At 48.0% G+C, this 17,394-nt stretch carries 11 protein-coding genes; 9 read left to right on the plus strand and 2 right to left on the minus strand.

All coding sequences use genetic code 11. The features are described 5' to 3' along the window. Positions 1–3: 3 nt before the first annotated feature. Genes SK066_RS11550 through SK066_RS11565 form a run of 4 tightly spaced genes read left to right on the plus strand, consistent with a single transcriptional unit; the run spans position 4 to position 5,726 of the window. Positions 4–1,791, plus strand: coding sequence for an IucA/IucC family protein (locus tag SK066_RS11550; RefSeq protein WP_320541598.1), 1,788 nt, complete (start codon positions 4–6; stop codon positions 1,789–1,791). Then, positions 1,788–2,579, plus strand: coding sequence for an HpcH/HpaI aldolase family protein (locus tag SK066_RS11555; protein ID WP_320541599.1), 792 nt, complete (start codon positions 1,788–1,790; stop codon positions 2,577–2,579). The genes SK066_RS11550 and SK066_RS11555 overlap by 4 nt, the downstream gene beginning before the upstream one ends. After that, positions 2,576–3,916: a type III PLP-dependent enzyme gene (locus SK066_RS11560; protein ID WP_320541600.1), complete on the plus strand. Its 1,341-nt coding sequence runs from the start codon at positions 2,576–2,578 to the stop codon at positions 3,914–3,916. The genes SK066_RS11555 and SK066_RS11560 overlap by 4 nt, the downstream gene beginning before the upstream one ends. Beyond that, positions 3,861–5,726 carry an IucA/IucC family protein gene (locus tag SK066_RS11565; RefSeq protein WP_320541601.1) on the plus strand — a complete coding sequence of 622 codons (1,866 nt, stop codon included), beginning with the start codon at positions 3,861–3,863 and terminating at the stop codon, positions 5,724–5,726. Before SK066_RS11560 ends, SK066_RS11565 begins: the two co-directional genes overlap by 56 nt. Positions 5,727–5,933: 207 nt before the next feature. Here the strand turns inward: SK066_RS11565 and SK066_RS11570 are convergent, their stop codons facing one another. Further along, a complete protein-coding gene (locus tag SK066_RS11570; RefSeq protein ID WP_320541602.1) occupies positions 5,934–6,644 on the minus strand; it encodes an expansin ExlX in 711 nt (236 codons plus the stop codon). A 262-nt stretch (positions 6,645–6,906) separates the two neighbouring features. Here SK066_RS11570 and SK066_RS11575 point away from each other — a divergent pair, with 262 nt between their 5' ends. Continuing rightward, positions 6,907–10,758, plus strand: coding sequence for an S-layer homology domain-containing protein (locus SK066_RS11575; RefSeq protein WP_320541603.1), 3,852 nt, complete (start codon positions 6,907–6,909; stop codon positions 10,756–10,758). A gap of 357 nt (positions 10,759–11,115) precedes the next feature. Here the strand turns inward: SK066_RS11575 and SK066_RS11580 are convergent, their stop codons facing one another. Continuing rightward, positions 11,116–12,498, minus strand: a complete 1,383-nt coding sequence (locus SK066_RS11580; protein ID WP_320541604.1) for a stalk domain-containing protein — start codon at positions 12,496–12,498, stop codon at positions 11,116–11,118. A 271-nt stretch (positions 12,499–12,769) separates the two neighbouring features. Between SK066_RS11580 and SK066_RS11585 the strand changes: the two genes are divergently transcribed. The 4 genes from SK066_RS11585 (at position 12,770) to SK066_RS11600 (ending at position 17,373) form a co-directional block, all read left to right on the plus strand. Further along, positions 12,770–13,018 carry a hypothetical protein gene (locus SK066_RS11585; protein ID WP_320541605.1) on the plus strand — a complete coding sequence of 83 codons (249 nt, stop codon included), beginning with the start codon at positions 12,770–12,772 and terminating at the stop codon, positions 13,016–13,018. Positions 13,019–13,222: 204 nt separating this feature from the next. Continuing rightward, positions 13,223–13,594, plus strand: coding sequence for a hypothetical protein (locus tag SK066_RS11590; protein ID WP_320541606.1), 372 nt, complete (start codon positions 13,223–13,225; stop codon positions 13,592–13,594). A 545-nt stretch (positions 13,595–14,139) separates the two neighbouring features. Further along, on the plus strand, positions 14,140–15,795 hold the full coding sequence (locus SK066_RS11595) for a PucR family transcriptional regulator (RefSeq protein WP_320541607.1): 1,656 nt from the start codon (positions 14,140–14,142) through the stop codon (positions 15,793–15,795). 273 nt (positions 15,796–16,068) lie between these two features. Then, entirely contained in the window at positions 16,069–17,373 is a 1,305-nt protein-coding gene (locus SK066_RS11600; RefSeq protein WP_250345189.1) for a purine-cytosine permease family protein, read from the plus strand. Positions 17,374–17,394 lie beyond the last annotated feature (21 nt).

Below are 17,394 nucleotides of genomic sequence, written 5' to 3' on the forward strand. Positions count from 1 at the left end.
TCGATGGGAACAAGCGGAATGATTGAAATCAAGCCACAGCTGAACAGTTCGGCGTACGATCGAGTACAGGAGCGAATTATGCGACAGACGCTGGAAGCGCTCTGGTTTGAAGGGATTTTGCCATATGAGCAGGAGGGAACGGTCTGGAAAACGGAAGGCACAGCTGCAAATGGTGACACGGTAACGTATCGCTGTCAGGCAGCAGAGAAGCTGTCATTTGGAAGGATTCGCATTCAGCCGGGAACGATCCAGCGTGAATCGGAGCCCTGTCATGATGTGCATCTGTTCCTGAATGAGCTGGTGAGTCAGCGTCTGGAGGGTGAGCGTATTCAGCCATTTATTCAGGAATTACTGGAGACGCTGGCCAAGGACAGTCAGTGTCAGGCTTCGCTAAATGACCAAATTCCAGAGCAGGATCAGCATTATGAAGCACTGGAAAGTCATATGACAGATGGACATCCCTATCATCCAAGCTACAAGTCCAGACTGGGCTTCTCTCTGCATGATAATGCGGCATATGGGCCGGAATTCAATCCAGAAGTGCGGTTATACTGGGTTGCTGTACATAAGGAGTGGGCGGACACGGCGGTATCGAATGGCTTTGAGGTTGAAGCGTTATATGCACAGCATCTGAGCACACAGGACTATGAACGTTTTAACGCGCAAATCAAGGCATATGGTGATCCACAGCAATATGTGCTGCTGCCCCTTCATCCGTGGCAATGGGAGCATCGAATCGAGCCGGTATTCACGCGGCAACGGTTCAATGGTGAGCTCATTCCACTTGGTGAAAGTGAAGCGACGTATCGTCCGCAGCAGTCGATCCGTTCGTTATCAAATCGGAATGTAGCGGATGCGCCTTATATCAAGCTCGCATTGCATATGACCAACACGTCCACCAGCCGCATTTTAGCCCATCATACGACACAAAATGCGCCACTGATCAGTGACTGGCTCACTCGTCTGGTGCAGCAGGATGCGTTATTACAGGCGCAAGGCTTTGATCTTTTACGTGAAATGCTAGGTGTGTCATTCCGCTATGCTGAGCTGCCTGCGCTGCAATACGGTGAAGCGTACGGCTCGCTTGGTACGATCTGGCGTGAAAATATAGCTGGCAAGCTAAGCGATCAGGAGCAGGCATGGCCACTGAATGCGGTATCGCTGGTTCAGCCCAATGGTGAACCGTTCGCCGCGCGCGCCATTGCTCGGCATGGAGTAGAGGTATGGAGTAAGGCGCTTGTCAAAGCCGTGGTGCTGCCGATCATTCATCTTCTATATGCACACGGTATTGCACTGGAGTCCCATGCGCAAAATATTATTCTTGTACTTGAAAATGACTTGCCTAAGCGCATCATCGTTAAGGATCTGCATGATGGCGTGCGCTATGTACCGGAGCAGCTGCTCTATCCAGAGCAGGCACCAGAGCTGCACCCGATTCCTGAAACGCATCGCAAGTTCAACCGCTATTCCTTTATCCATGCGGAAAGTGTAGCTGAGGTGAGAGACTATACGTACGATGCATTTTTCTTTATTTGTATGACCGATCTGGCATTTACACTGGAACGCTTTGGGCTGTCAGAAGCAACATTCTGGAAACTTTGTGCCGATACGATCACAGACTACCAGCAACGGCATCCAGAGTATGAGGCACGCTATGAGGATTATGATCTGTTTGCGCCGGATGCGCTAATTGAGGAAATGACCAAGCGCAGACTGTACGGCGATAGTGAGCTGTACTTCCGCAGTGTAAGCAACCCACTACAGCTTGCTAGAGATGGGAAGCTCGGATGAAGCGGCACAGTGACAGTAACGCTACAATCATGGAACGTATTCATAGCGGGCAGCCCGTATTCGGATTGTTCGTTTCCATTCCGCATCCAATTATCATCGAAATGATCGGAGCGGCGGAGTATGACTTTGTCATTATAGATTGTGAGCATACGACGACTGGATTGGAAGTTGTAGAGGAGATGGTGCGTGCAGCAGAGCTGGTAGGTATCACCCCACTTGTACGCATCGCTACACTGGAACGGACGGAAATTCTTCGTTTACTTGATTGCGGAGTGAAAGGCATTGTAATTCCTCATGTGGAGGATGTACAGCAGATCGATGAAGTGGTACGTCATGCTTATTATCATCCGATTGGACAGCGTAGTCTGAATAGTGGACGTGCAGGATCATTTGCCAAATATAGCCTACAGGATTATATCGTACAGGCGAATGAGTCGATCATGATCGTGCCGATGATTGAAAGTGTCACAGGGGTAAGGGCAAGTCAGGAGATTCTAGCGCATCCGCAGGTATCGTTCGTGCTGGAGGGTGCGGTGGATTTGTCGCAATCGCTTGGCGTGCCATGGCAAACCGAGCATCCCGACGTACAGGCTGCACTGGCAGAGCTACATCATATCGCTGTGCAAAGTCAGGTTCCGTACGCTACGGTAGCACGCGGCGAAGCGGACATGGTGCGTTGGTCGCGTGAGGGCGTACGCATCTTCGTGCTTGGAGATGATCGCAATACAGCTTTTCGGGCGTATTGGAATAAACGTAATCTGTATCGGACATCAGGAGGTTGGAAATGAAGCAAACTGTAAGCGATATGCTAAGCAATATTGTCGAAGCGATAACTGAACCGGTATGTGCCTATATTTATGATCTGGCAGGCATACGTCAGCAGGTGCGTCAGATGCTGACGGCATTGCCACAGCGAACTTCTTTATTTTACGCGATTAAAGCTAACCCGGATGTACGCATTATTGAAGCATTGTTGCCGCTCGTAGGCGGATTCGAGGTCGCCTCGATCGGTGAACTGCTCAAGGTACGTAGTGTGAGTCGCGATGTGCCTATTCTGTTCGGTGGCCCCGGGAAAAAGGAGCATGAGCTGGAGCAAGCGATTGAGCAAAATGTCTATGCGCTGCACGTAGAGAGTCTACTGGAGCTGCGACGGATTATCTATATTATGAAAAAACGCCATGAGCTGGCGGCTGGAGCGGAGCGCTTGACTACAGCATCCGCTGAGGACGATGGAAATGAAATGGCTACACCTTCACCCGTACGTATTTTGCTACGGATTAATCTGCACGCGGCTTCTCTGCCGCAGACAGCGATCACGATGGGCGGTAAGGCAACGCCATTCGGATTGGATGAGCATTTACTCGATGAAGCGATGCAGATTATTCAACAGGAGGGAGCTGGCTTTGTACGATTAAGCGGCTTTCATTTCCATTCACTATCCAACAATCATGATGCAGCATTGCATGCCGATATGGTCGAGCTGTATCTAACTCGTGCGGCAGAGTGGAAGGAGCGTTATGGTCTGGAGCGTGTGGAGCTGGTTAACGCTGGCGGTGGATTGGGTGTGTCTTATGATGAAAATACGCCGGATTTTGACTGGCAAGCCTTCACTGCACGAATTGCAGCAAGTGCGGCTCATGCGGCACTACCTGAGACAAGGCTGATCTTCGAGCCAGGACGTCTGATCGTAGCCGATCATGGTTATTATGCCGCAGAGATTATCGATCTCAAGGAATCGCATGGTGAGCAGTTTGCCGTTCTGCGCGGTGGTACGCATCATAACCGTTTACCTGCCTCGTGGGGGCATAATCATCCGTTTGAAATCTATGCTACAGAGCGCTGGCATTATCCGTGGCAACGTTCGGAATGGGTGCACAGCCGCGTTTCGCTAGTCGGTGAGCTATGCACGCCTAAGGATCGTCTGCATACCAACGGTGAGGTCGAGCGTATTCGTGTCGGGGATATCGCTGTTTTCCAGCAGTCTGGTGCGTATTGCTGGACGATCTCGCACCATGATTTCCTCGGACATCCGCATCCTGGGTTTTATTATATTACGGAAGGACGTGACGATGAGCATGTCATCACAGACGATCACCATCAAGCGATCGGGCAAGGTAGCCGCTAAACGGCAAATTTTGCAGGATCTGATCAACGCATTTTTAACCGAAGAGCTGTTAACTGAGCCGCATACACAGATTACACGCTGGGAAGAGATGTCGGACGAGCAGCGGTCAGAGTATGAGGAAAAGAATCCAGCGACATCGGCAGATGCTAATGCGGAAGGCTGGCTATATCAGATCGGAAATATAAGCTTGCGTGTCGTTCCAAGTATTCGGCTGGGACGCCAGTGGTTGGCTGGCTCTGCTATCTATTATCAGACAGCCAACGGTATAGAGCTGATCGATGAGCCTGCGCAGATCGCACAGTATATTTTGCAGCATGTGCTTGAAGCAGAAGCGTATGCTCAGTCAGGCGTAGCAGAATTTATTACAGGTATCGACACTGCGACACGCCAGCTTGCGCTTGCACTGGAAACGGAATCATTGCAACGATTGCAACAGTTACAACCCGGTTCGGCATATGAATGGTTCATTGCAGGTGAACAGATTGCTGCTCTGCGAGATCGTCCATTTCATCCATCATCTAAGGCGAAAACAGGTTTTAGCGAACAGGATTGTCAGTACTACGCGGCAGAATTTGGACAAGCGATCAAGCTACGCTGGCTCGCTCTGCGCAATGAAGTCGTGCAAGCAGGCATGAGCGATCCGGTTCATTCCTGTCTGGAGCTGCTTGTACCAGAGGAGCGTCATCTTTTGGAGACGGAATGTCGGGAGCGTGGGCTGGCTAGTGATGATTATACACTCATCCCCGTTCATCCGTGGCAGTTGGAGCATATTATCTTACCTCGATACACGGCTGAGCTGGATAATGGAGATGTAGTTGTACTCCAAGCTGAAGCAGGGGATGTGCTTGCTACATCCTCCTTGCGTTCAATGGCGCCACAGCAACCAAGCACGGCTATGCTCAAGCTGCCAGTAAGCGTATTGTCACTTGGTGCTGCTCGTTATCTGCCTGTCGTGAAGCTGTTAAATGGTCTATCCGGTGAACGCATGCTCCGCCAGGCAGTCGCCTGTGATGAGCAGCTCAAAGAGCGCGTCTATCTCTGTCAGGAAAATCACTGGTGGGGCTATATGCCAACGGATATGGGATTATTCGATGATCATCCACGCCATCTTGCGGTGCAGCTCCGGCTCTACCCACAGGAGCTACTCGAGGATTCGATACGTATCCTTCCCATGGCAGCACTTGGTGTTGAGCTGGAGGGTACTCATCTATTTAGCCGCCTGCTAGGTAAGGCTCCTGCTGAAAATGAGGTGCTACAGCTATATACCGATATAGCTGAGCTATTCTTTGATGTCGTCATGCGTTTGTTCAAAGTCGGGGTTGTGCCTGAAATTCACGGTCAAAACTGCTGTATCGTATGGAAGAAGGATCGCCCTGCTGCCTTGCTATTCCGTGATCATGATTCGGTGCGATTACATCCACCTTACACCGAACAGCATGGAATCGAAGATCCGCGATATCATATTCGGCCGGGTTATTCCAATAGCCTGTACAACGAAACGCTGGAAAAGCTTATTTTCTACGTGCAATCGCTCGGAACCCAGGTGAATCTTGCCTCAATTATGGAGTCGATCGCTAACGTGTATGGAATCGATGAGCAACATCTATGGCAAATTACCGAATCAGCATGGAAGCAAGCGCTGGCAACGGTTGAACTACCAGAGGCAGATCGCAAGCTACTGTATCGCATTATTTTCGAAGCCGAGCAGTGGCCGACCAAGCTGATTGTACGCCCATTGCTGGAGGCAGATGGTGTACCTGGGGCGATGCCTTCTGGTAAAGGATATGGACATAATCCATTTCGTCGTTAGAGTAGTAGGGATAGGGATGCGGAGAGAGGATAGGGAGTACGGAGTGTTAGTTTATATACAGATATGATAAAAAAGCGAGGCAGATCATGACATCTGCCTCGCTTTTGTGTGGTGTGTGGTTTCATGTGGGACTTCGTATGCGGCTTCAAAGGAATCGAGAGATAGAGTTGCTACGCTATCCATTCACTCGCCATCTATTCCATGCGATCAATCCGGGAATTGTACTTTTCCAGGTACGATATATGCGTCTGATCCACCGCTGGATGGAAGAGCAGGGATCGTATCTGTTACCGAGATACCCCGAATGTCGGTAATACGTACTTTCAGTGGCTGGTTGCCGAGCTGTTCACCGAGGAAATGGTTATAGTCCATCTTTTGCAGGTTGAGCCAGCTGCCGTTTTTCTGCACTTCTAGCTTCATGACTGGATACTTGTGGTTGCGTACCTGTATCGCTGCCCACCACTGGGAGCTGCCTTCCTTGATACGATAGCTAAAATTGCCTGTAATCGGTGCCTTGACTACCTTCCAGGAAATGTTGATCTTGCCATCGCTGACATTACCGATTTTGGCAAATGCATTCGGGGATAGATCCAGTGCACCGCTCGGTGCTCCAGGGTACAGATCGGTTACATACACAACGGTTTTACCTTTTGGCCCGGTCACTTCCAGATAAGCGCCTGCCAGTGCCGCTTTTACACCACCATAATTCATCTGGGTAGGATTGAGCGCTGTGATCTCCATATTGGCTGGAATCGGATCAAGCAGCACCGCACCACCGGAATAGCCGGAGCTGGTGTAGGTTGCGTAGCCCTGATATGTATCGTTCCATGCTGCTGAAGCGGGAAGCGCGAACAATACGACACTCAGCATCGTAGCAATGCCGAGCATGCTCCATTTGGATCTTGACTTTCTTTTCATTTCACATCAACCTCCAGTATGAATGTTGTATTACATCTGTTATACGAAGCAATTTCCTTTAACAGTCTATAATATATTCCATATAAATACAATTATATTTAAATATAACAAAAAGGAAGGTTGTAGGCGATTTTCTATGATTCATCGTATTCAGGCTAAAAGCCCTACAGCTTATTTTACGTCTGCCTCATTCCAGCTTGATAAATTTGTGATATTTTAAAATCATAACTATATTTATTCAAAAATTGGAGGAATACAGACGATGAGGAGTTGGAAAAAGAAAGCTAGTGCGAGTCTGGCTGTTAGCCTGCTAACGGCTTCGATCTTGCCTATGCCGGGCCATGCACTGCATGCTGCGAAGGTAGAGACCGTCGCACCTGTGAACACAACGACAAGTACGATTGTCGATCAACAGACTACAGGTCATGTACACGCTGCCTTTCAGACGGCATTATCCAGCGCATCCGTACAAAATGATACATACGCGATTACAACAGCACGTGCGCAAGCCATTGGCAGCACCGCAACCGTACAAGGTGTCGTCACATACCGAGAGGACACAGGCAACAATTATAGCAATCTGTACATTCAGGATGGACAGGCTGGTATCGTTATCCGTGGACAGGCATTCACTGCCCAGGCTGGCGATACGATTCAAGCCACTGGTAAGCTAGGCGCATATCAGAAGCTTTTGCAAATCGCCGCTACCTCCAGCAATGTCGAGACCATTCAATCTGGCACTATACCTCAGCCGAAGACCATCGACTCCTCCGGCTTTGCTACGGGCAATCCGAATGAAGCTACGCTCGTTAAAGTGTCTCAAGTACACGTAGATAGCGTATCCGGTAATCGGTATACACTTTCCGATGCCAATGGAACCTTTGTCGTATACACCACCAATGCATGGCTTAAATCTGGCTATACCTATACCTCCATCACTGGAGTCATCACGCGTTATCAGGATACATATCAGCTGCTCCCACGCTCTACAAGCGATATTGAGGGCGGCGACCAGGCTCCACCTTCCGGACAGGAGCCATTACGATTGACGATTAATCAAATTCAAGGCACCGCACAAACGTCTACTTATGCCGAACAACAGGTACAGGGCGTCGAAGGCATCGTTACGATGGTCAAAAGCCGTTCTAGCTTTTATATGCAGATGCCCGATGAGCTTGCAGATAATGATCCGCGCACATCTGAGGGTATTCTAGTCTACCGCTCCGCTCATAGTGTAAAGCTGGGAGATCGCGTCCAGGTAGATGGAAGTGTGAAGGAATATCGCGAGACTGGCTATGCAGATGCCGCTGATCTAACGACAACTGAAATTGCCGCTTCCTCGATCAAGGTGCTAGCAGAGAATCAGCCGCTTCCAGCACCTACGATTATTGGCCCGGGTGGACGTAGCATTCCAGAGCAGATTGCTTCGGTGGATGGCAAAGCTCCATTTGACCCTGCACAATATAGCATTGACTTTTATGAAAGTCTGGAAGGGATGCGGGTACAGCTGAATGATGCGGATATTATCGGGCCTTACACGTATGAGATTCCAGTGACGGTCGATGCAGCAAGTCATGCACGCCGTACACCAGCAGGCGGCTTGATCATTACTGATGGAGATTTCAATTCGGATCGATTACTTATTGCAAGTAAGCCAAGTCAGCCGATCAAGACCGGAGACCGCTTCAATGGTGCGATTACAGGTATTATGAGCTATAGCTACAGCAATTTTAAAATCCTGCCGGATCAGCCGTTGCCTACGGTTCAGGACGGAGGCTGGAAGCGCGAGGTGTCCCATCTGCAAAATGGGCCACAACAGCTCACTATCGCTTCATTTAACGTAGAAAACTTCTGGAACGATCCAGCAGCGACAGATAAAACGCAAAAGATTGCTCGAGATGTTGTCGACAATCTGCATACGCCGGATATTCTCGCATTGATGGAGGTTCAGGACAATAACGGCGCAACTGATGATGGCACAACGGATGCGAGTCAGAACTTTGAGGCGCTAATCGCTGCCATTCAAGCAGCAGGTGGGCCAACCTATGGCTATGCTAGCATCGCTCCGATCAACAATCAGGATGGCGGAGCCCCTGGCGGTAATATTCGGGTCGGATTCCTATATAATCCGCAGCGTGTCACCTTACCTATAGCGCCGGGCGGTGCAGGCGATTCTGTAACCGCAGTGACGTATGGAGCGACAGGCTTGAGCGTTAATCCGGGTAGAATTGATCCGGGTAATGCCGCTTTCGAGGCTTCACGCAAGTCGCTGGCAGCGCAGTTCGTCTTTAACGGTCAATCGGTGATCGTCATTGCGAATCACTTCAACTCCAAGGGCGGCGATCAGGCGCTATATGGCGCAGCACAGCCTCCAGTACGCAGCAGCGAGATTCAGCGTGCTCGTCAGGCAGCCGTACTCAATAATTTTGTAAAGGACACCCTTGCTCAGAATAGCAGCGCGAATATTGTACTCGTCGGTGACTTTAATGATTTTCAATTTTCCAACACATTTAATATTTTAAAAGGCAAGGAATTGACGAATCTGGTGGATACCTTGCCCGTCAATGAGCGCTATTCCTATGTATACGAGGGCAATTCTCAAACGCTGGATCATGTGCTAATGACCTCGCAGCTGGCAGCACGCGCGCAGCTGGATATCGTGCATATCAATTCCGACTTTATGGAAGAGGATGGACGTGTCAGCGATCATGATCCACTACTAACGCGCATCGACTTTACACCGAAGTCAGACTCCAAAGACAAGGATAAGGATCGTGGTACCACAACTACTCCAGGTACGAATACCAATACAGACGCGGCGCCATCCGGTGGTGCAGGTACAGCACCGATAACGCCAACAGCTAGCTCAGAACCTGTTGCGCAGGGCGTATCGGAAAATGGACAGCTCGCTCGTTGGACGATTACTCCGGAGCTACAGCAGGAAGGTAATCGCATGGTAGCTACCAGTGTGATTGATGCCGCAGCAGCACAGCGTATGCTGAATAATACAGCAACGACATTACAGCTTGATCTGCAAGCAACATCAGCTGTGAATAGCTTCCAGTTGCATATTCAGCAAGCAGCGGGAACCACCTTAACCAGTCAAAGTCAGCTACAGCAGATTACAATAAATACGCCGCTCGGACAGTATCATTTGCCAGCTAGTTTAGTTAAGCAAGCACTCACCACTGCACAAACGCTGGAGCTGGAAATTTCATCTGATTCTACAGCTGTTCAAGAGGCGCAAGCAGCGGGATACACGCCTTACGCAGCCGTAGCCTATACGATCAATACAATCGCTGCCAATGGTAATAAAACGGCTGTACGTGAGCTTGGGCAATATGTAAAACGAACCATCGCCTCCAATGCCATTCAAACGGGTCAACGAATCGCTGTCATGCGTGTAGAACAAAACGGCACAGGCAAGGTGCAATACACACCTGTCCCGTTTTCCATCCAATCGGGCCAGATTACGCTGCTTAGTAACACCAATAGTAGCTATATCGCACTTCGTGCAGAGGAGCCTGCCTTTATGGATATGCAGGGACACTGGGCTCAAGCTGTAGTACAGCAGTTGCGCGACACAGGCGTAATTCAGGGACAGAGCAATACACAATTCACGCCAACAGCGGGCGTAACCCGAGCTGAGTTCGCTGCTATGCTCACACGTGCACTGGGTGTATCCACTCTGGCAAATGTAAGCTCTGGCTCGAACACTAGCTTCACAGATGTACCTGCATCTGCATGGTATGCCAGCTCCGTTCAAGCAGCCAGCAATGCAGGCTGGATCAAGGGCGATGAGAAAGGGAATTTCCGTCCTAATGCCCAGGTAACCCGTCAGGAAATGGCTGTCATGCTGCAACGCGCATGGAGCGATGTCATGATTAACATTAACAATACCAGTACCCATACAGGCAATAGCAACACATCATCCCAACGACTGACCGATACAGCAACTATTGCAAGCTGGGCCCTACCAGCAGTCCAGCAATTAGTCACAGCCGGGCTGATCGAAGGCAACGCAGAAGCCCGCTTCCAGCCTACACGCTCTCTAAGCCGCGCCGAAAGCGCAGCCGTTATTAGCCGCCTCATTAACGAGATTACTCGTTCTTGATGCACGGATGCAGGGATACGTTGTAATCAGAGAAACGGTCGATCCGTTATATTGATTTTGAAGATCAGCATGTATCATGAAGTAAGCTTACTAAGCATTAGACCATCTACATTATAAAATGCTGTCTATCAAAATAGCCTGCCTCCGTACTGCATCGGAGGCAGGCTATTGATTTTTAAGAAGCAAAATATTTTACGGTGTACAAGGGGAGTCAGCTAGCATTTACTTCTACTACATAGAGCACTGTGTGATACCAAATTCCGTCTACGTATTGATCCGTATAGTCATTTCAACAATGATAGTAGCGATCTTCATAAAATTCTCTGTACACTCCTAGCACAAGCCATTAACAATCCATTATAGCTTTATTACAGCAATCGAAGCTCCAATCCCTGGCACATTCGGATTATTCACTCCACGCGGCAGATCAAAGTTACTAATATACAATGTATTCCCAACAAACGAAACACTTGCCGGAAACTCTAGTGGCCCTGCATTGTCGTTATGCGCAACATCCGTTACCTGACCATCCATCGTGACCTTCACAATCGCGTTGCGTTCATTGGCAGCGATATAGATCTGACCATCTGGCCCAAGTGTCAGCCCATCCGCGCCATACAGCAATGGGCTTTTGGCGATCGTTTCGGCTGCACTGAGCTTTCCATCCGTTTGTATCACAAAGCGATTCACCTCGCCTGAGCTAGTATTGCTCGTGTAGATTGCGCCATCGGTATCGATCGCGATCCCATTGACGACAATCTGCTGCTCGGCACGCTCAGCAGTCAGACTAGTCGCATACGTCTGCACCTGACCGCCAGCCGTCACCGCATAGAGATTACCTGTCGCTCCACCTGTCACATATAAGGTGCCATCCTGCGCAAAGGCAAGCCCATTGGCACCGGCTACACCGCTGGCAAAAGTTTCTACTTTGGAGCTGTCGAATGGCTCTCCTGTCAGGTCAGCTGCATTTACCTTGAAAATAACACCCTCATCGCCGCCACTCGCAATATATAGATTACCTGTCGTATCGAGTGCCATACCTGTGCCTGTACGCGGAAGTACGGTTAATATCGTTGAAGCACCTGTTGTTGCATCGATGCGATATAGTTCTCGTGTATCCATGTCGGCGGTGAATACATAGCGCTCATTGGCAACAATGCCTTCGATGCGCGTACCCGTTGTTTGCTCGGGCTTGAGATCGGTCAATATCGTAACCGATAATAGATCAGCATACGTGTTACCGGTTACATTATTTGTACTACCTTCCGTAGTGCTTTCTCCTGTACTCATGCCTGTACTTGGAGTGGAAGGAGATACGCTATCGTCTGTATTCTTTTTCACCTGAACGATGCGAGTAGAAGGGTTGTAGTGTACACCATAACCCAATTGCTGAAATGCAGAACGAACCGGGATTAATACTTCTCCTGACGTAACAACTAGAGCAGTTGGAGACGTGCTGGACAGATCGTTTGTGCGGGTAAACGTGACACTTTTCTCGCCAAGAGTGAGTGTAAGTATCCCCGTCTGCTCATTCCAATCTGTCTCAGCTCCTAATTGTCCCGCTATAGTCTCAAAAGGCACATACAGACGGTGATTCAGTGTAAAGCCCTCGATGCCAACAGCTTTACCATCGACCGTCATGTTCATATCGGTTTCCATTGGGGCTGCCCCGCTAACTGAGGGCAAAAACACAAGTCCGCTAGCAAGTACACATGCTGCCAAAGCTTTGTTTCTCATCATTCTGATTTCCCCTTTCCCGTTTGAATGTGGCTAATGAGCCTTTGTCCATATTCCACAGCAGCCAGTTCGATTCCTTTCCTATGGCGCGATAAAAATGGATAAACATAATATATTTTTACTTTTTATGTATATTCATACATGGAAATGAGCATCATCTACATCTAGAGGCTGAGATGAATCGTTGATAACTCATTCCCAAAGCTGATTTATTTATAAATTAACTGTATTAAAATGAGACCAAGCCATATATTCGTGAACAGGAGGAATTCAATTGAACAACATAGCGAAGCAGAATTATATACTTACACATACATCGCAACAACCCGTATCACCATATCGTGCAGGCGCGGAAGAACGGATCTCTTGCTTTTTCTATACATGGACACCGGAGGGAACAAGTATGGAGCAAACCAATGAACTGGATGAATCAATGGTAATGAGTGCCGAGGAGCAGCAGCGTCAGATTGAGGAAGAGCTGGAATACTTAAATTCCTGGGATCGTGTACTGGAATGGCTGTAATGCCGTAGATCCTTAACTCGTTATGGGCAAGTTAAGCAGTCATTTTCCACATTGTGCATTCATAACTGCCTAAAGCGGTTAATGGGTACTATAGCTCTGTATAGGGTCTATATATCACTCGACAACGGAGCATCTTGCAGTCTGTGGATGAACATCTGCTAGTCATGGACATTCCTACATGCTGCGCACAAGGAGGCTATACACATGAACTTTAACCTGAATAATCTCAAAGATATGCTTACTGGCAAAGACGGAAATAAGGAAGGCGGCAATGGATCATCCGGAGGTATTATGGATATGATCAGCAAGCTGCCACTTGATCAGATCATTCAAAAGCTGCCGCTAGATAAGCTGTTAACGCCAGAATTTATGCAAAAATATACACCATTTCAATCGATCGGCGAGCTGCTGCAAAAGGCAGGTCTGGGTACAAGCACCGATTCCGCTGACAAGGTGAAGGAAGTACCTAAAGATCAGCTAGATACCCATGTAAGTCAAAATACACAATTCGGATCACTCCAGCAAATGCTACAAAAAGCCGCTGAGTTTTATGCCTCTCGCAAAGGCGGGCAGTAAGCAGTATAAGACCTGTTGATCGAGTTCAACTATACGCATCAGATGGTCTAACGATACTCGATTATTCATTCACTAATGAGCACCGCTTTGATTATGATTTTCCCACTGGAGCAGGCATCCGAAGCACATCTGATGCTAGAGAAGCGAAGCACCGTAGGTAAGCCCCTCTTAAAAGGTGAAGCATAGGGTAAAGAAGTGAATGCATATTCGATTAGAGGTTACCCGGAAGGGTAACCTTTTTCATTTGTAGGCTAATACTGCAATGAGTCATTTGGAATGACTATACAGATAATGTATAATATTTTTTATTAGTTTACATAATATTTATTATGGTAATAAAAATAAAAAATATCAATTGAAGCTAACATAAATAATTCATCACAAACTAAATTATACTTTGCATCAATCTTCGACAAACTTATATAATAAGTGACAAAAAGACGAATGAAGTGAATGTATGTATACTTTTTCTAAATCGATCACGAACATCATAATGACATAGAACAGCGGATCCTAGTGAAATGGATAGATGAGGGGGATTCATCATGAGCAGTATTACTGTTGAGGAAGCGATGGCAGTTGGAGCTTTGACACGTGCGCGTATTATTGCGGGATTTAGTGGCTTGAAGAATCCGATTGAGCATGTCACAGTACTTGAAATTCCGGATTCGGAGGAGTGGTTTAAGGGGCATGAGTTGATTATTACTGCCTTTTACAATATTCGTGACGATGCTGAGCGACAACTCGCCCTATTAGATAAAATGAAGCTGATGCACTCCGCTGCTCTTGCTCTCTGTTATCCAGGTCTACATTATCATGCTTTGTCTGAGCAGGTGCTTCAGCGTGCAGAAGAGCTGCACATTCCCATTATCGAAATTCCGCGTGATGTGCCTTATATCGATATCATCTCACCGGTTGTACAGGAAATTCAGAAAAATCGCTCGCTTGAAATCAAGCAAATGCTTGAAATCCAGAATCAGCTGACCGAATGGCTTGCCCAGAAGCTAGATCCAACGATGATTATTCCTAAAATTGGAGCGATTCTCGGCGATCCCTTACTGCTGGTCGATGATCAATATCGCCAGCTTGCAGGCTATCAGATGGAGTTGACTTCAGCTTCATCTGTGCATGATGAGACGGATCATGCTGGAGTTAGTGATCCGAGCATACCAGACCAAGCTATAGTGGAGACTGCTTCACGTCATGACGCCTATCCTTCGTCGGTGCTGCCAATGTCGATTGCGACTCATATAGCAGCTGAATCCGAACTGGATGGACAGCAATATATCGTAGAAACGATTCAATCTGCTGATCGTGTATATGGCTATCTATGTGCGTGGAGTGAGGATCGTATGCCTCCTTTTAAAGAAATGCTGTATCACTCCGTCGCGGTCAGCCTGGCACTCTATTTTACTCAGGAGGACGCGATCCAGAGCGCAGCACGTGATTACCAGCAGACTGTACTCGTCAACTGGCTTAATGGTCAGGAGATTACACCCGATCAATTGGAGCGTAGCATACAGGAGCTTGGTTATGATCCGACTACATTGGTAGGCATGGCGTTGGTGACTGCATCGAATCGGGAGCAGTCTAGTGAGCTGGCAGGACAGATCAACACATGGTGCAAGCACAATGATCACGCTCGGCGCTGCATGGTGATTGCTCATGGCTATCAGCTGGTGTTGCTACTAAGTCAACCCGCGAAAAAGGATGCCTTTGAGGCGGAATATGAAGACTTTTTCGCATCGATGCATCGTCAGGTGCATGTTGAGCATACGGTGATCTATGGTCGTATGCTTCATCATCTAGCAGAGGAAGGAGCGGCTTTATACCGCAGTTTACAGGATGTACTCTATTTTCGTCAGCGTATTCCGGCTCTACCGGATGTGATGTATACGGCTAGATTGCCCATTTTCCAGCTACTGCGTACAAGTCGTGCGGCTGCCTTACTTGCTCCACTTCGTCCGTTGCTACAGCCCTTGCTGGAATACGATCAACGAATGAATGCAGACTTCATGGAAACGCTGGAATACTTTCTATTTTATCCAGAGCAGCAGGATTTACCGGATGTGCTGCATATTCACCGTAATACACTCAATTATCGCAAGCAACGTATTATTGAGATTCTAGGGATGAATCCATTTGAAAATCCATATCGGATGCAAGTTGAGCTGGCGCTGTTAGTGCATCATTTAACATGATGGATAGAGAACTGGATGCAAAATAAAATGATCATATCGGAGATAGAGGCATGTTAGATATAGTCGAACATGCTTCTTTTATTTGAATTTTTTTAAAATAATATCATTATCCGAGTACTATAATGTTAAAATACATAACACAAAAACGTCGTTTTGGTCATTTGAACAAATAAAACGCTAATTTTTCAGTCTGAAATCCCATTATCATGACAGGAATTATACTCTACTATAGGAGCATACCCGGTGCGAACCGGTAATGAGGGAGGGGTTCAGATGAGTCAAAATGGTAATGCGGATGATTTCTCACTGTCACGGGTGCCTGCTGATCGTAGGGAGTCGATGTTCAGTATTATGCTGGTCAGAATTGGAGCACTGACGTGTATTTCACAGTTTCTGATCGGTGCCGCGCTAGGCTATGGCATGACGCTATGGGACGCATTCTGGGCTACCATGTTCGGTAGTGTTATTTTGCAAGTGGTGTCTGCACTACTTGGAATCGCTGGAGCGAGAGAAGGGATGTCAACAAGTCTGCTTGCCCGCTGGTCAGGGTTCGGACAGTATGGCTCCAGCATCATTGGCTTGATTTTTGCTATTTCGCTTACAGGCTGGTTTGGCGTGCAGAACTCGGTTTTTGCTGAGGGAATTGATGGGGTTACAGGCGGTAAGCTTGGCTTTGTGGTTGCATCCATTATTACAGGCGTAGGCACGACATTACTCGTCTACTTTGGCTTCAAATGGATTAGCTGGACAGCGAAGATTACCGTACCATTATTTCTAATTGTGATGGGGATCGGTATTTATCAGGTGCTGAAAAATCACTCCATCGCACAGCTAGCTACAATGGCGCCACCGGGGCCATTAATGACAATCGGTGCAGCAACGACGATGGTAGCAGGCGGCTTTATTGTCGGCTGTGTAACGACACCGGATATGACTCGCTTTGCCAAATCTGGACGGGATGTCGTCTGGATTACGCTTGTAGGTACCTTTCTCGGCGAGTTTGGCGTGAATCTGATTGCAGTGCTGATGGCTCATGCTGTAGGTAGCGCTGATATTATGTCCATCGTGATGCAATTGACTGGCTTGCTGGGTGGTGCCATCGTTGCCTTTGCCACACTTAAAATCAACGACATGAATCTGTACTCCTCCTCGCTGGGCATTACGAACTTTTTAAGCACTATTTTCAAAATCAATATGAATCGTGGTGTGCTGACCCTCATTCTGGGCGGTCTCGGTACACTTCTATCCATCGTTGGTATTCTCGATAAATTCACTGCCTTTCTGATCATTCTCGGCGTAGCCATTCCACCGATCGCAGGTATTATGGCGATCGATTACTACCTTTTAAAACGATTCCGGCAGGAGCTGGACACCTCACGTGCGCTGGGCACATTGCCGGAATACTGTGAGAAGTTCAATCCGGTCGCGATCTTCTCCTGGCTCATTGGCTTTGCCGCAGGCCTGTTCATTACATGGGGTGTACAGGCGCTCACGTCTATCATTGTCAGCTCGGTTGTCTATTATGTGGGCATGAAGCTGCTCGCACCGAAAAAGGTGTTGGATCTAACCAAAGGCTAAGTAAGGCTGAGATAAACTGAG

Origin of the sequence: Paenibacillus hunanensis (assembly GCF_034055775.1) — a bacterium.
GTDB lineage: Bacteria > Bacillota > Bacilli > Paenibacillales > Paenibacillaceae > Saccharibacillus > Saccharibacillus hunanensis.

Excerpts from the sequence above, each read along its gene's own strand:
- SK066_RS11550 (WP_320541598.1), top strand. The coding sequence starts at position 4 with ATGGGAACAAGCGGAATGATTGAAATCAAGCCACAGCTGAACAGTTCG.
- SK066_RS11555 (WP_320541599.1), top strand. The coding sequence starts at position 1,788 with ATGAAGCGGCACAGTGACAGTAACGCTACAATCATGGAACGTATTCAT.
- SK066_RS11560 (WP_320541600.1), top strand. The coding sequence starts at position 2,576 with ATGAAGCAAACTGTAAGCGATATGCTAAGCAATATTGTCGAAGCGATA.
- SK066_RS11565 (WP_320541601.1), top strand. The coding sequence starts at position 3,861 with ATGAGCATGTCATCACAGACGATCACCATCAAGCGATCGGGCAAGGTA.
- SK066_RS11570 (WP_320541602.1), bottom strand. The coding sequence starts at position 6,644 with ATGAAAAGAAAGTCAAGATCCAAATGGAGCATGCTCGGCATTGCTACG.
- SK066_RS11575 (WP_320541603.1), top strand. The coding sequence starts at position 6,907 with ATGAGGAGTTGGAAAAAGAAAGCTAGTGCGAGTCTGGCTGTTAGCCTG.
- SK066_RS11580 (WP_320541604.1), bottom strand. The coding sequence starts at position 12,498 with ATGATGAGAAACAAAGCTTTGGCAGCATGTGTACTTGCTAGCGGACTT.
- SK066_RS11590 (WP_320541606.1), top strand. The coding sequence starts at position 13,223 with ATGAACTTTAACCTGAATAATCTCAAAGATATGCTTACTGGCAAAGAC.
- SK066_RS11595 (WP_320541607.1), top strand. The coding sequence starts at position 14,140 with ATGAGCAGTATTACTGTTGAGGAAGCGATGGCAGTTGGAGCTTTGACA.
- SK066_RS11600 (WP_250345189.1), top strand. The coding sequence starts at position 16,069 with ATGAGTCAAAATGGTAATGCGGATGATTTCTCACTGTCACGGGTGCCT.